Origin of the sequence: Streptomyces sp. NPDC051662 (genome assembly GCF_040681655.1) — a bacterium.
Lineage (GTDB): Bacteria > Actinomycetota > Actinomycetes > Streptomycetales > Streptomycetaceae > Streptomyces.
In genome coordinates this window covers 1-13631 of sequence record NZ_JBFAZD010000055.1, presented here as the reverse complement: position 1 = coordinate 13631, position 13631 = coordinate 1, and the positions used below count along the sequence as shown (strand labels likewise).

General features: G+C 70.9%; 13 protein-coding genes and 1 pseudogene. 9 read left to right on the top strand and 5 right to left on the bottom strand.

Annotated features, from left to right (window positions below; translation table 11 throughout):
• Positions 1 to 333 precede the first annotated feature (333 nt).
• Both AB0M67_RS41270 and AB0M67_RS41265 read right to left on the bottom strand, forming a co-directional pair.
• Positions 334 to 1170 (bottom strand): MurR/RpiR family transcriptional regulator, encoded by an 837-nt coding sequence (locus tag AB0M67_RS41270; RefSeq protein WP_365753320.1) that lies wholly within the window; start codon positions 1168 to 1170, stop codon positions 334 to 336.
• Between the two features lie 81 nt (positions 1171 to 1251).
• On the bottom strand, positions 1252 to 2916 hold the full coding sequence (locus AB0M67_RS41265) for an aromatic amino acid ammonia-lyase (protein WP_365753329.1): 1665 nt from the start codon (positions 2914 to 2916) through the stop codon (positions 1252 to 1254).
• 154 nt (positions 2917 to 3070) lie between these two features.
• Between AB0M67_RS41265 and AB0M67_RS41260 the strand changes: the two genes are divergently transcribed.
• From AB0M67_RS41260 to AB0M67_RS41240, 5 genes are all read left to right on the top strand, one after another.
• Positions 3071 to 4315 (top strand): ATP-binding cassette domain-containing protein, encoded by a 1245-nt coding sequence (locus AB0M67_RS41260; protein WP_365753318.1) that lies wholly within the window; start codon positions 3071 to 3073, stop codon positions 4313 to 4315.
• Entirely contained in the window at positions 4312 to 4983 is a 672-nt protein-coding gene (locus AB0M67_RS41255; protein ID WP_365753317.1) for an ABC transporter permease, read from the top strand. The genes AB0M67_RS41260 and AB0M67_RS41255 overlap by 4 nt, the downstream gene beginning before the upstream one ends.
• Before the next feature lie 6 nt (positions 4984 to 4989).
• Complete coding sequence (locus tag AB0M67_RS41250; RefSeq protein WP_365753315.1) at positions 4990 to 5655, top strand: ABC transporter permease; 666 nt, start codon at positions 4990 to 4992, stop codon at positions 5653 to 5655.
• Positions 5656 to 5746: 91 nt separating this feature from the next.
• Entirely contained in the window at positions 5747 to 6685 is a 939-nt protein-coding gene (locus AB0M67_RS41245; protein WP_365753328.1) for an ABC transporter substrate-binding protein, read from the top strand.
• 93 nt (positions 6686 to 6778) lie between these two features.
• Positions 6779 to 7201, top strand: a complete 423-nt coding sequence (locus tag AB0M67_RS41240) for a hypothetical protein (RefSeq protein ID WP_365753314.1) — start codon at positions 6779 to 6781, stop codon at positions 7199 to 7201.
• Between the two features lie 385 nt (positions 7202 to 7586).
• Here the strand turns inward: AB0M67_RS41240 and AB0M67_RS41235 are convergent, their stop codons facing one another.
• Positions 7587 to 9002 carry a cystathionine beta-synthase gene (locus AB0M67_RS41235; RefSeq protein ID WP_365753313.1) on the bottom strand — a complete coding sequence of 472 codons (1416 nt, stop codon included), beginning with the start codon at positions 9000 to 9002 and terminating at the stop codon, positions 7587 to 7589.
• 156 nt (positions 9003 to 9158) lie between these two features.
• Here AB0M67_RS41235 and AB0M67_RS41230 point away from each other — a divergent pair, with 156 nt between their 5' ends.
• The 3 genes from AB0M67_RS41230 to AB0M67_RS41220 all read left to right on the top strand — a co-directional run bounded on the left by AB0M67_RS41230 (position 9159) and on the right by AB0M67_RS41220 (position 12750).
• The gene (locus AB0M67_RS41230) at positions 9159 to 10205 is read left to right on the top strand and encodes an SGNH/GDSL hydrolase family protein (protein ID WP_365753326.1); all 1047 of its coding nucleotides are present in this window, start codon (positions 9159 to 9161) and stop codon (positions 10203 to 10205) included.
• Between the two features lie 187 nt (positions 10206 to 10392).
• The gene (locus AB0M67_RS41225) at positions 10393 to 11613 is read left to right on the top strand and encodes an acetyl-CoA C-acetyltransferase (protein ID WP_365753311.1); all 1221 of its coding nucleotides are present in this window, start codon (positions 10393 to 10395) and stop codon (positions 11611 to 11613) included.
• A 279-nt stretch (positions 11614 to 11892) separates the two neighbouring features.
• Positions 11893 to 12750: a hypothetical protein gene (locus tag AB0M67_RS41220; RefSeq protein WP_365753324.1), complete on the top strand. Its 858-nt coding sequence runs from the start codon at positions 11893 to 11895 to the stop codon at positions 12748 to 12750.
• A gap of 80 nt (positions 12751 to 12830) precedes the next feature.
• Here the strand turns inward: AB0M67_RS41220 and AB0M67_RS41215 are convergent, their stop codons facing one another.
• Positions 12831 to 13151, bottom strand: coding sequence for a hypothetical protein (locus tag AB0M67_RS41215; protein WP_365753309.1), 321 nt, complete (start codon positions 13149 to 13151; stop codon positions 12831 to 12833).
• Between the two features lie 113 nt (positions 13152 to 13264).
• Here AB0M67_RS41215 and AB0M67_RS41210 point away from each other — a divergent pair, with 113 nt between their 5' ends.
• Positions 13265 to 13495, top strand: a complete 231-nt coding sequence (locus tag AB0M67_RS41210) for a DUF4287 domain-containing protein (protein ID WP_365753322.1) — start codon at positions 13265 to 13267, stop codon at positions 13493 to 13495.
• Between the two features lie 41 nt (positions 13496 to 13536).
• Here the strand turns inward: AB0M67_RS41210 and AB0M67_RS41205 are convergent.
• Positions 13537 to 13631: pseudogene (locus AB0M67_RS41205) on the bottom strand (pyruvate kinase); the annotation flags it as partial.

Genomic DNA, 13631 nt, shown 5'->3' with positions numbered 1-13631 from the left:
GGGTTGGGTGTCAAGGGTGGGCGTAGCCCATCGGCTTGCCGACGCGACGAAGGAGCGCCCTTGACACCCAACCCGCAACCGCGAAACTCAAAGATCAGGGGCGGCCCCCACCCGCCATGACCGACCCCGGCCCACCCCGGATACCTCTTGGTCCTGACCCGCAGCTGAAGTCGAACCGCCACCAGCCGGGCATGAATCCCAACCACCCACCCACATCAGCCCGCTGAACCGGTGCCGGGCCACCCCACTCCACTCCCGCGCCCCCACCCGCACCCACCCGCACCGCACCCACCCCGCCAGTTCACCCCGCCAGTCCACCCGAACAACACACCGCTACTCGACGAACAGCCCCCGCGCCGCCGCCCGTGCGTCGAACTCCTCCAGCCGTGCCTGCGCGTCCGGCAGTCCGTCGCACATCGCCTCCAGCAGTACCCGCCCCAGCAGCATCGGCGCACACGCCGTGTCGAAGGCGAGCCCCGTACCGACCGCCGCCGGAATCAGCAGGTCGCTGTGTTTGGCGACCGGCGCGAACGCCGAGTCGGCGACCGTTACCACCGTCAGCCCGTTCGACCGGGCGTACGCCAGCGCGTCCACGACCTCCTTCGGGTGGCGCGGCAGCGCGAAGCAGAGCAGTGCGCTCGCGCCCGCCGTCCCGGCCGCGTCGATCCGGTCGGCGAGCATCGTGCCGCCCTCGTCGAGCAGCCGTACGTCCGGATGGACCTTGGCCGCGAAGTAGGCGAAGCCGCGCGCCTGCGAGGAGGCGGCGCGCAGGCCGAGGACCGGGAGCGGACGGGAGGCGGCGAGCAACCGGCCGGCCTGTTCGACCGGGGCCGGATCGGCGAGTAGTTCGGCCAGCTGGCGCAGGTTCTCGATCTCGCCGCGTACGGCCTGCTGGTACTCGTTGTACGTCGACTCACCCTCCTCCGGGCCGACGGGCGCGACATCCCGCAGATGTCTGCGCAGTGCCGGATAGCCGTCGAAGCCGAGCGCGACCGCGAAGCGGGTGACGGACGGCTGGCTGACTCCCGCGAGCTCCGCCAGCTCGACGCTCGACAGGAAGGGCGCGTCCGCGGGCCGCCGCACCATGCTGTGCGCGATGCGCCGCTGAGTGGGGGTCAGCCGGTGGCCCTCGAAGAGCTGCTGGAGTCGGGCGGCAGGGCTGTCGCTCATGCGATCCCCCTTGTCTGTTCGGTCTGTTCGGTCTGTTCGGTCAGGTCAGTCAGGTCGGTCAGGTTGGTCAGGTTGGTCAGGTCAGTCATGATCAGCTTGGCCACGGTCCGGCCGTCGTGGTCCGCCCGTCGCGGTCCGTCCCGTCGTGGTCCCGCCGACCGGAGCCGCCATGGCCACGCCCTTCGCCGGATCCGACACCCGGTCCGACACTCGATCAGGCACCCGATCCGGCACCAGATCCGTGAACCGGTCGAGCAGCGCGGCAGCGGCTGTCACATCATCGGTCAACGGCCGGTCGGCAGCCTCGTCCTGGAGTACGGTCTCGGCCAGTTCGAAGGCCCTGCCGACCGGAAGCCCCGGATCCGGCCGCAGTCCGCGCTGGCGCAAGGCCCTGACGGCGGCGACCAGTTCACAGCCGACGACCAGCCGGTAGGCGCTCCCCAGGCGCAGGGTCTGGCGCGCGGCGAGCGAGGCGAAGCTCGCCTGCTCCTCCACGCCACGGGACAGTACCGCGTGCCCGAGCGAGGCCGGCGCGGAGAACGCCCGCAGATCGCCGAGGGCCGCCCCGGCCGCGTACTCCAGGATCATCACCCCGGAGCTCGCGGGCTCCGCGTCGGCGAGGAAGGGCCGCAGCCGGGTGAAGGCGGGCTCGTTGAGCGCGGAGAGCCGGGAGGTGGAGAGCCGCGCCGTCTGCACCAGCGAGAGCCTGAAGTGGTCGAGCGCCAGCGCGACCTGGGCCAGATAGAAGCCGCCGTGGTGGTACGCGGCGGGGATCGGGTCCGCCTCCGTGCCGGGGCGGATCAGCGGGTTCTCGGCGGCGGCGTTGATCTCGACGGCGAGTGCGTTCTCCAGCGCGTCGGCGGCGTCGCGCGCCGGGCCGTGTATCTGCGGGACACAGCGGAAGCCGTACGGGTCCTGGATCCGGCCGAGCGGCGGTCCCGGCCGTTCGGGGGCGCCGAGGATCGCCCGCATGTTCGCGGCGACGGCGTACGAGCCGGGGTGGGGGCGCGCGGCGTGCACGGGCTCCGCGTACGCCTCGTACGAGCCGTCGACGGCCAGCAGGGAGAGCGCGGCGACCAGTTCGGTGGCGGCGGACAGCCGGCGCAGTTCGTGGAGGGCGAGCGCGGACTGCCCGAGGGTGAGGGCGTTGCTGCTGATCAGGGCGAGGGCGTCGTTGTTGTCGAGGGGCTGCGCCTCGGGCGCCCGGCCGCCCTGCCAGGGGTGTTCACCGGCGAGGGCCAGCCCCATCTGGGCGAGGGCCGCGATATCGCCCGTACCGACCGAGCCGAACTCGTTGACCACGGGGTACGCGCCGGACTCCAGCGCCTCGCAGAGGGCGGTGACGACGGTCGGCCGAAGTCCGGCACCGCCCGCCAGGAGCTGGTTGGCCCGTATGGCGAGCATGGCGCGGACCTCGCGGGCGGGCAGGGGGTCGCCGATGGCGCCGGCGTGGCTGCGCAGCAGCCGCAGTCCGTGGTCAGCGGCGGCCTCGGTGGGCACGGCCTCGGTACGGTTGGCGCCGACGCCGGTGGAGCGCCCGTACACCCGGCCGGAGGCGGCCAGCTCGCGCGCGACATGCCAGCTCTGTTCGACACGCTTCATCGCGTCGGTTCCGGGTACCGGACGAGCGGCGCCGTCGGCCAGGCGTACGACATCGGTCACCGGGAGGCTCTGTCCGTCCAGTACGACGATGGCCGTGCTCGGGGTGGTGCGTGAGGCCGACGAGTCCATCATGTGGGACGACATCATGCGCGAACGCCTCCTTATCGGACGCTATGTCTTGCCCTGCGGCCATCCGTAACGAGTGATTTACCCGGGGGCATTGACAATCTATTCAGTCAACAAGAACTCTGCATGACTATATGCAGCCGGGCAAGGGACGCGGGGCAAGGGACGACTGATGATCAAATTCGACGCGGTGAACAAACGCTTCCCCAACGGCACCACGGCGGTTCACGACCTCACACTGGAGATGCCGGAGGGCGGGATCACCGTGCTGGTCGGCTCCTCGGGCTGCGGCAAGACCACCACCCTCCGCATGATCAACCGGATGATCGACCCGACGTCAGGGACCATCCGGCTCGGTGGCCGGGACGTGCTCGAACAGGACGCCGCCGAGCTGCGGCGCGGTATCGGCTATGTGATCCAGCAGTCGGGCCTCTTCCCACACCGTACGGTCCTCGACAACATCGCGACCGTGCCGCTGCTGCTGGGCTGGGGGCGTAGGAAGGCCCGCGCACGGGCCGCGGAGCTGCTGGAGACGGTCGGGCTGACCGCCGAGGCGGGCAAGCGCTACCCGCACCAGCTCTCCGGCGGCCAGCAGCAGCGTGTGGGGGTGGCCAGGGCGCTGGCGGCCGATCCGCCGGTGCTGCTGATGGACGAGCCGTTCGGCGCGGTCGACCCGGTCGTACGGACCCAGCTCCAGGACGAGCTGATCCGTCTCCAGCGCGAGCTGAACAAGACCATCGCGTTCGTCACCCACGACATCGACGAGGCGGTACGGCTCGGTGACCGGATCGCCGTCTTCCGGACCGGCGGCCATCTGGTGCAGTGCGCCAGTCCCGCCGAGCTGCTGGCCCGGCCGGCCGACGACTTCGTCGCGGACTTCCTCGGCGCGGAGCGCGAGCTGAAGCTGCTCTCGCTGACGACGCTCGCCGAGGTCCCGCTCCAGCGGGCCACGACGGTACGGGAGGACGCGCCGGCGCCCCCGGCCGGTTCGGGACCCCGTCTGGTCGTCTCGGCGAGGAACGAGCCGCTGGGCTGGCTCGATGCGTACGGCACCGACGCCGCCTCCCCCGGCGTCCCCTCCTCCGGCGTCCCCTCCTCCGGCGCCCCGCTCACGCCCGTACGGCCGCTGCGCGACACCGACTCCCTGCTCGCGGCGCTGAACGAGTCGATCGCCTCCCCGTCCGGTCTGATAGCCCGGGTCGACGCCGACGGCGTGCTGACCGGGGTCACCTCGCGCGAGGCGATCCACGAGCACGCGGGCCGCAGGCACCAGGAGGCGGCGCGGGCGGCCGTAAGCCTCGCCGAGTCCACGGCCCTGACGAAGACCGCGGCCCCGTCAAAGACCCCGAAACCGTCGGAGACCGCCGACCCGTCGGAGACCACGGCCCCGTCGGAGACCCCGGGCGGGACCGTATGACCATCGAGTGGGCGTGGATATCCGACCACGCGGGCGATCTCACCACCCTCACCCTCTCCCACCTCCAGGCCGCCCTGACCGCCGTGCTCCTCGGGCTGCTGATCTCGCTCCCGCTGGCCGTGCTCGCCCATCGCGTCCGGCCGCTGCGCGGCTTCCTCCTCGGGCTCTCCAACGTCCTGTTCACGATCCCGTCCATCGCGGTGTTCGTCCTGCTGCTGCCCGTCTCCGGGCTGACCAGGACCACCACCGTCATCGGCCTGACCATCTACACGCTGGTCGTCCTGCTGCGGAACACCGTCGAGGGACTGGACTCCGTCCCGGCCAAGGCGCGCGAGGCCGCCGTAGCCATGGGCACGCGCCCGCTGCGTACGCTCCTCACCGTCGAGCTGCCCCTCGCGCTCCCCGTGATCATGGCGGGCGTACGGATCGCCACCGTCATGTCGATCTCGCTGGTCAGCGTCGCGACCTATATCGGCGACGGCGGCCTCGGCCAGCTCTTCACCGACGGCTTCCAGCGCAACTTCCCCACCCCGGTGGTCGTCGGCGTCGTGCTGACCCTGCTGCTCGCGCTGGTCGCGGACGCCCTGCTGGTGGCCGTGCAGTACGTACTCACCCCCTGGACGAGGCAGCGGCAACCGCGGCGGCGGCCGAAGAGCGGGAAGGCCTGACCCGATATGTACGAACTCTTCAAGGACCTCGGCTCCTGGCTGGTGTCGAGCGAGCAGTGGACGGGACCTGACGGCATCGGGCACCGCCTCACCGAGCACCTCCAGTACTCGCTGATCGCGACGGTCATCGCCGCGCTGATCGCGCTGCCCCTCGGGCTGCTCATCGGGCACACCGGCCGGGGCGCGTTCCTCGCCATCAACCTCGCCTCGTTCGGCCGCGCGCTGCCCACGGTCGGGCTCGTCGTGCTGGTCTTCCTGGCCAGCGGGCTGTCCATGACCCCGGTGTACGTGGCGCTGGTGGCCCTCGCCATTCCGTCCATCGTGACCAATACGTACGCCGGGATGACCGCCGTGGACCCGGAGGTGAAGGACGCGGCCAAGGGCCAGGGCATGCGCGGCCACCAGGTGCTGCTCCAGGTCGAGATCCCGCTCGCGCTGCCGCTGATCATGACCGGGCTGCGGCTCGCGCTGATCCAGGTGGTGGCGACGGCGACCATCGCCGCGTACGTCAGTTTCGGCGGGCTCGGCCGGTACGTCTTCGACGGCCTGGCCCAGCGTGACCTGGTCCAGGTCCTGGGCGGAGCCGTGCTGGTCGCGGTTGTCGCCGTGGCCCTCGATCTGGCGCTGTCCGGGCTGCAGCGCGTCCTCTTCCGCCACCGCACCGCCGCTTAGGGAGACCACTCCAGTGACCTCGAACCCACCCGTGAACCCGCACACGAACCGGCACACGGACCCGTCAGCGATCGCGCCCGCGAAGGCCACCATGAACCGGCGGAAGGTCCTCGGCGGACTGTTCGCCGCGGCCTCCGTCCCCGCGCTCGCCGCGTGCAGCAGCGGCATCACCTCCCTCGACGGCCAGGGCAACGGCGGCGGGAGCGGCGGTGGCTCCAGCGCCGGCGGTGTCACCATCGGCACCGCCAACTTCACCGAGAACCAAATCCTCGGCTACCTCTACGCCGCCGTGCTCGGCGCCGCCGGGGTGAAGACGAAGGTCCGCCCCAACCTCGGCACCCGCGAGATCCTCATCCCCGCGCTTAAGGGCGGCGACATCGATCTGCTCCCCGAGTACCAGGGCGCGCTGCTGCACTACCTCGACCCCAAGGCGACCGCCACGGAGGAGGGCGAGATGCAGAACGCCCTCGCTGCCGTCCTCCCCACGGGCCTCCAGATCCTCCCGTACGGACAGGCCGAGGACTCCGACGCCTTCGCCGTCACGCGCGAGACCGCCGACAGGTACGGCCTCAGGACGCTGGCGGACCTGACGAAGCAGAACGGCAAGCTGGTGATCGGCGCGGCGCCCGAGGTGAAGAAGCGGGTCGTGGGCGTCGTCGGGCTCAAGGACGTGTACGGCGTCGAGTTCAAGGAGTTCAAGTCGCTGGACTCCTCGGGACCACTGGTCAAGGGCGCGCTGAAGAAGGGCGACGTGGACGTCGCCAATCTCTTCACCACGGACACGGACATCGCCGCGGAGGGCTGGGTGGTCCTGACCGACCCCAAGAACCTCGTCCCCGGCCAGCACATCGTCCCGCTGATCGCCGACCGCAAGGCCGACTCCACCGTGCGCAAGGCGCTGGCGCGGCTGGGCAACGCCCTGACGACCGAGGCCCTGACGGAACTCAACCGCCAGGTGGACAAGGACAAGAAGGACCCGGAGGACGTCGCGAACGCCTGGGCGGCGGACCACGGCCTGGCGACAGCCTGAGGACGGCCCGGCGACCGCCTGCGGAACTCCTCAGGGAAAAACGGGGGCTAGCCCCCATGCGTGGAGGACGTCCCGCGCCGTACCGTGGCCGTCATGGAAGCCCGTGACCCTGAGCTCAAGAAGGAGCTCGACGCCACCCTTCAGGCCCGTAACGAGCTGGGGGCGGACTACGAGCCCGCGCTGATCGAATCGTTCCTCGAAAAGGTGGAGCAGCGCATGGACGGGATGACCGACCGCCATGTCCGGCGGCGGCTCGCCGAGCAGCAGATGGTGGCCGCCCGCGGCGGTGGCCAGCGCCCGGCCGCCGCCGGGGCGGGGTTCGGCGAGCGCTTCGGATTCGGTGTCGTCTCGTTGGTCCTCGCCATCCCGCTGACGGCGATAGCCTCGGTGAACGCCGGCTTCGAAGGGCTGGTCGTCTGCTGGCTGGGCATCGTCGCGGTGAACGCGGTGCATGCCGCCCGCGGCTGGCCCCGGCCGGACCGGAAGCGGCGCGAAGCCTCCGACTGGGAGGAATGACCGAGGGCCGAGGCCTCCGCCTGGAGGGATGACCGGGGCGGCCCCGCCTGGAGGGATGGCCGGGGGGCGGTCCCGCCGGGAAGGGTCACGGCCGGGAAGGGTCACGCGAAAGAAGTATGTCGCGGGGACCGCCGCACCCCCGTTACCGGGGGGCGGGACGACGACGGTCCCCGCGAGGGACACGTTCCGGGTCAGGGCCGGAGCTCGTGTCCGGGCGTCCATGGAGGTCCGGGAGCCGCTCCGGAAGTCCTTGACGCCGACAACAGCCAATGTGCCGGACGCGTGTTAAGCCGGTGCTGCGCTGACGTGTCGCGCTCGTACCACTTTCGCGAACCCGCGCCGTCGCGTGCCCGCACCGCCCCGTCTGACGGTCCCGGGCGTTGCCTCACGTCCGTACTTCACGTTCCTGCTTCACGTCCTTCGAGAGATACGCCAGCAGATCCTGCCTGCTCACGACCCCTGTCGGCTTGCCCTCCACCAGCACGATCGCGGCGTCGGAGCCGTTCGAGCCGCTCAGCGCCGCCATCAGATCGGCCACCGGCTCGCCGGAGCCCACCTGCGGCAGCGGGGAGGACATGTGCTTCTCCAGCGGGTCACCGAGCGAGGCGCGCCGGGTGAACAGCGCGTCCAGCAGCTCCCGCTCCACCACCGAGCCGATGACCTCCGCGGCCATCACGTCCGGGTGGCCGGCGCCCGGCTTCACGATCGGCATCTGCGAGACGCCGTACTCCCGCAGGACCTCGATGGCCTCGCCGACCGTCTCCTCCGGGTGCATATGGACGAGCGTGGGAATGGCGCCCTCCTTGTGCCGCAGGACGTCACCGACGCTCGCCGCGTCGCCGCCCTGCTCCAGGAAGCCGTAGTCGTTCATCCACTCGTCGTTGAAGATCTTGCTGAGATAGCCACGGCCGCTGTCCGGCAGCAGGACAACCACGACATCGTCCGGGCCGAGCCCCTCGGCGACCTTGAGCGCGGCCACGACCGCCATGCCGCAGGAGCCGCCGACGAGCAGGCCCTCCTCCTTGGCGAGGCGCCGGGTCATCTGGAAGGAGTCCTTGTCGGACACGGCGACGATCTCGTCCGTGACCGTACGGTCGTACGCCGTCGGCCAGAAGTCCTCGCCGACGCCCTCGACCAGATAGGGCCGGCCGGAACCGCCCGAGTAGACCGACCCCTCCGGGTCCGCGCCCACGATCCGTACGCGCCCGTCGCTCGCCTCCTTGAGGAAGCGGCCGGTCCCGCTGATGGTGCCGCCCGTGCCGACGCCCGCGACGAAATGGGTGATCTTCCCGTCCGTCTGCTTCCACAGCTCGGGACCGGTCGTCTCGTAGTGCGAGCGCGGGTTGTTCGGGTTGCTGTACTGGTCCGGCTTCCAGGCCCCCGGCGTCTCACGGACCAGCCGGTCGGAGACGTTGTAGTAGGAGTCGGGGTGTTCGGGATCGACGGCCGTCGGGCAGACGACGACCTCGGCGCCGTAGGCCCGGAGCACATTGATCTTGTCCGTGGAGACCTTGTCGGGGCAGACGAAGATGCACTTGTAGCCCTTGCGCTGGGCCACGATGGCGAGACCGACGCCGGTGTTGCCGCTCGTCGGTTCGACGATCGTGCCGCCGGGCTTGAGCTCCCCGCTCTCCTCGGCGGCCTCGATCATGCGCAGGGCGATCCGGTCCTTCACCGAACCGCCGGGGTTGAAGTATTCGACCTTGGCCAGGACTGTCGCCTGAATGCCTTCGGTCACGCTGGTCAGCTTCAGCAGCGGGGTATTGCCAACCAGACTGATCATCGAGTCGTGGAATTGCACCGTAGTCTCCGGGGTCTCCGTGATGGTGCGGCCAGCGTATGCGCACACGCGTGAGATTGGGTGACAGTCCTTACGGGGCAGTTAGCTGGTGTACGCACACATACTCGTGCGTACGGCGGCTTGGAGGAGGTGGCTCGGACTGTGTCGAGGGCGAGGGTGGCGCGGCGGATCGCCGCGGGTGCGGCCTACGGAGGCGGCAGTATCGGCCTGCTGGGAGCGGCGGGAGTGGGACTGCTGCTGGCGGAGGTCCAGTTGGCGAAGCGGTCGGTCGGCGGCGGGGTCGCCCCCGTACCGCCCAGCGGCGACGGCTGGTACGGACTGGCCTACGGGCAGACGGAGCCGCTGCGCATGGGCATGCTCGGCGACTCCACGGCCGCGGGACAGGGCGTACGGCGGGCGGGGCAGACCCCGGGGGCGCTGCTCGCCTCGGGGCTCGCGGCGGTCGCCGAGCGCCCGGTGGATCTGTGGAATGTGGCGCTGCCCGGGGCCAGGTCGGACGATCTGGACCGGCAGGTGACCCTGCTGCTGTCGGACACGGCCCGGATCCCGGACGTCTGCGTGATCATGATCGGCGCCAATGATGTCACCCACCGGCTGCCCGCGACCCAGTCCGTGCGGTGTCTGGCGGCGGCGGTACGGCGGCTGCGTACGGCCGGGGCGGAGGTGGTCGTCGGCACCTGCCCGGATCTCGGCACGATCGAGCCGGTGTACCAGCCGCTGCGCTGGCTGGCGCGCCGGGTGAGCCGCCAGCTGGCCGCCGCCCAGACGATCGTGGCGGTTGAGCAGGGCGCCCGTACGGTCTCGCTGGGGGATCTGCTGGGCCCGGAGTTCGCGGCGAATCCGCGGGAGCTGTTCGGCCCGGACAACTACCACCCGTCGGCCGAGGGGTACGCGACGGCCGCGATGGCGGTCCTGCCCACGCTGTGCGCGGTCCTCAATCTGTGGCCGGAGTCCGACCGTCTCGACGCGACCCGTGACGAGGACATGCTGCCGGTGGCGAAGGCGGCCTCGGCCGCGGCGTCCCAGGCGGGTACCGAGGTCACCGGCGCCCGTGCCCCGTGGGCCCTGCTGAAGCACCGCCGTCGCCGTCGCCTGCCGACAGCGGCGGAAGCGACACCGGCGGAGACGGTCCCGCCGGAGGCGACCCCTCCGGACGTACCCCCGGACACCGAGGAGTCCCGGCAGGTGGGCCGGGAGGCATAAGCGCATGAGCAAGCGCTTAGAAAAGAGGTCCGCATCACATGTCCCGCCCGGTGCCTCCGGCGCTACGTGCGGGTAACTTCCCAGACAGACCTGCCCTTTCCCAGCCGCCCTCTCCCAGCCGCCCTCTCCCGCCCGTTCCCGCCCCCGTCATCTCCCACCTGCCCACTCCCAGCCTCATGGAGCCGTGATGCCCGAAGCCGTGATCGTCTCTGCCGCCCGTTCCCCCATCGGCCGGGCCTTCAAGGGCTCGCTCAAGGAACTGCGGCCTGACGACCTGACCGCCACGATCATCGAGGCCGCGCTCGCCAAGGTCCCGGAGCTCGACCCGCGCGACATCGACGACCTGATGCTCGGCTGCGGCCTGCCCGGTGGCGAGCAGGGCCACAACCTCGGCCGGATCGTCGCCGTACAGCTGGGCATGGACCATCTCCCCGGCTGCACCATCACCCGCTACTGCTCCTCGTCCCTCCAGACCTCCCGGATGGCGCTGCACGCCATCAAGGCGGGCGAGGGCGATGTCTTCATCTCGGCCGGGGTCGAGATGGTCTCGCGCTCGGTGAACGGCTCATCGGACGGCCTGCCGGGCACCCACAACCCGCTCTTCGCGGACGCCGAGGCCCGCACCGCCGAGGTCGCGCAGAGCACGGGCGCCGGGTGGCACGACCCGCGCGAGGACGGTCTGGTCCCTGACGCCTATATCGCGATGGGCCAGACCGCCGAGAACCTGGCCCGCCTCAAGGGCATCACCCGCCAGGACATGGACGAGTTCGGCGTACGGTCCCAGAACCTCGCCGAGGAAGCCATCAAGAACGGCTTCTGGGAGCGCGAGATCACGCCCGTGACGACCCCGGACGGCACGGTCGTGGCGAAGGACGACGGCCCGCGCGCGGGCGTCACGATGGAGGGCGTCCAGGGCCTCAAGCCCGTCTTCCGCCCCGACGGCCTGGTGACGGCCGGCAACTGCTGCCCGCTCAACGACGGCGCGGCGGCGCTCGTGATCATGTCCGACACGAAGGCGCGCGAGCTGGGTCTGACCCCGCTGGCCCGGATCGTCTCCACCGGCGTCACCGGCCTGTCGCCCGAGATCATGGGATACGGCCCGGTCGAGGCGTCCCGCCAGGCGCTCTCGCGCGCCGGGCTGAGCATCGACGACATCGATCTGGTCGAGATCAACGAGGCGTTCGCCGCCCAGGTCATCCCGTCCTACCGGGACCTGGGCATCCCGCTGGAGAAGCTGAACGTGAACGGCGGCGCCATCGCCGTCGGCCACCCCTTCGGCATGACCGGCGCGCGGATCACCGGCACGCTGATCAACAGCCTCCAGTTCCACGACAAGCAGTTCGGTCTGGAGACGATGTGCGTAGGCGGCGGCCAGGGCATGGCCATGGTCATCGAGCGTCTGAGCTGAGCGGGAGCGGGCCGATTCTTAGCGGAGAGTAGTCGCGCGAGTCGGATAAGCGCACCTCAACCCCGTCGATCCCCAGTTGTGACTGAATCTCCCCCAGGATGTGACCTGCGCCCGGGGGAGATTCCTTTTCCCAGGTCAGAGCCTTATCCGGGGTAAACATAAGGCCCAAAGACCTGTCCAATTCGTGACGTAATGCACTGACGGGCGGCGCTCGCCCACGACAAGCTGAGGTAGGAAGTCGGGGGTATCGATCGGAATCGGGAGTAGTCAGTGAGCGCCATGTCTTTTGCCCTGCTGCTGACCACAGCCACCGCCACGGCCGTGGGCGTCGCCGCCCTGCACGCCGCCCACGGGCTGCGCAAGCAGGTCAGCGCGCTGCGCGGCGAACTGGCCGCGTCGACCCCGGGCGACCGCACCGTCGCCGTACCCCAGGCCAGAAGCGCCACCCACACCGACGACATACGGACCGCCGTCGCCGAGGCTCTCGCCGAGGAGCGCGAGCGCGAGCTCGCCGAGGCGCGCGCCTTCTGGGCCGCGCAGGAGGCCCGGGACGCCGCCGACACCCCGTCGCTGCTGGGCGGGCTGCCCGGCTTCGGTACCGAGGAGAGCCCGTACTACGTGCCCCGCCAGGTGGACTTCACCGGGCTGGAGGCGCTGGACCTCGACGCCGCCGACGCGCTTGAGGACTTCGCCGACTACCCGGAGCTCACCGAGGTCAGCGAGGTCAGCGGGGTGGGTGAGGCCGGTGAGTACGCCGAGGACTCCGCCGAGCTGGCCGCCGCCCGTCGCCGGCACCCCTCGCACCCCGACTTCGTACCGGTGCAGACCCCCGTCGTCACCGACCACGAGCGCACGGTGTCACGGCTCGACGAACTCGCCGAGACCGGTACGGCGCTGGCGGACGTACGTCCCGGCCCGCTGGGCACCCTCGATGTCTATGTCTTCGCCGACGGTACGACGCTCTGCATGACCCCGGGCCACCGCGAGACCGCCGAGCGGCTCGCCGGGGCGCTGCGGGAGGGCGAGGCCCCGTTCCTGCTGGGAGGTTCCGGAGTCTCCGGCGCGTACGCCCTGACCTTCTCCTGCGGCGGCGAGCACGTCTACATCCTCGCGGACCGCGTCATCGCGTCCCTCTGAGGGTCTCCAGGGCCCGTCGGCGGTCCAGGCGCTCCGGGCGCCGCCAGGCCCGTCAGGGCCCGCCTCAGCGCCTCGAAGCCTCAGAGCGCGGCACGCGCCGCCGCCCGCTCCACCGATCTCACGGCCTCGTCCAGCTCCACCACGGACGGGGCCGTTCGCAGTGCCTCCGCCAGATCCCCGGCCGCGACCGTGAGCTGGTCCGCGACCACGAAGACGCCGGAGTCCGGCATGATCCGGGGCTCCTCCCCGGGGGCGTCGAGCCGCTGGGCCCGTACGGAGAGTTCCCTGGCCAGCGCCAGCGCCTCGGCGGCGGCTCCGCGCTGGAGCCGGCTCTGCGGGGCGGCCCGCAGCCGGTCGGCGAATCGGTCCACTGCGGCCGTCAGCGGCGTCGTATCAAGCACGCCGCGACCTTACTCGAACGGGCATGGGCCCCTCCGGCACTGTTGCCAACAGGCGAACGCTCAGGCACGGTGGCGTGAAGGACCAAGTACGCGCAAAGCGTCCGGAGGCGCCGATGTCCCTTGTCTTCTCCGAAGAGACCCATCGCAACATGCTCTCCCGCATCCCTCATTGCACCGGCAGAGAGATCTCCGACTGGCTTCGCACGGTCGAGGAAGGTCCGGCCCTCATCCGCTTCGAGGAGAAGGTCAGCTGGCTGAGGGGCGAGCACAACCTCGCGTACGGACACGCGAAGGCGATCATCCACGAGTACGACCTGCGGCGGGCGGCCCGCCGCCTGCTCTGACCCGACACCCGAGACGTCACACACCGCACGGACACAGCACTGGCGTAGGTGCCGTGGCTGAGGTTGAGTCTGGCGACGTCCATTCCGGCTTCGACCAGTGCCTTGATCTGGTCGTACGAGTCGGTGGCGGGCCCCA

Excerpts from the sequence above, each read along its gene's own strand:
- AB0M67_RS41260 (WP_365753318.1), top strand. The coding sequence starts at position 3,071 with ATGATCAAATTCGACGCGGTGAACAAACGCTTCCCCAACGGCACCACG.
- AB0M67_RS41270 (WP_365753320.1), bottom strand. The coding sequence starts at position 1,170 with ATGAGCGACAGCCCTGCCGCCCGACTCCAGCAGCTCTTCGAGGGCCAC.
- AB0M67_RS41225 (WP_365753311.1), top strand. The coding sequence starts at position 10,393 with ATGCCCGAAGCCGTGATCGTCTCTGCCGCCCGTTCCCCCATCGGCCGG.
- AB0M67_RS41220 (WP_365753324.1), top strand. The coding sequence starts at position 11,893 with ATGTCTTTTGCCCTGCTGCTGACCACAGCCACCGCCACGGCCGTGGGC.
- AB0M67_RS41255 (WP_365753317.1), top strand. The coding sequence starts at position 4,312 with ATGACCATCGAGTGGGCGTGGATATCCGACCACGCGGGCGATCTCACC.
- AB0M67_RS41240 (WP_365753314.1), top strand. The coding sequence starts at position 6,779 with ATGGAAGCCCGTGACCCTGAGCTCAAGAAGGAGCTCGACGCCACCCTT.
- AB0M67_RS41265 (WP_365753329.1), bottom strand. The coding sequence starts at position 2,916 with ATGTCGTCCCACATGATGGACTCGTCGGCCTCACGCACCACCCCGAGC.
- AB0M67_RS41245 (WP_365753328.1), top strand. The coding sequence starts at position 5,747 with ATGAACCGGCGGAAGGTCCTCGGCGGACTGTTCGCCGCGGCCTCCGTC.
- AB0M67_RS41250 (WP_365753315.1), top strand. The coding sequence starts at position 4,990 with ATGTACGAACTCTTCAAGGACCTCGGCTCCTGGCTGGTGTCGAGCGAG.
- AB0M67_RS41210 (WP_365753322.1), top strand. The coding sequence starts at position 13,265 with ATGTCCCTTGTCTTCTCCGAAGAGACCCATCGCAACATGCTCTCCCGC.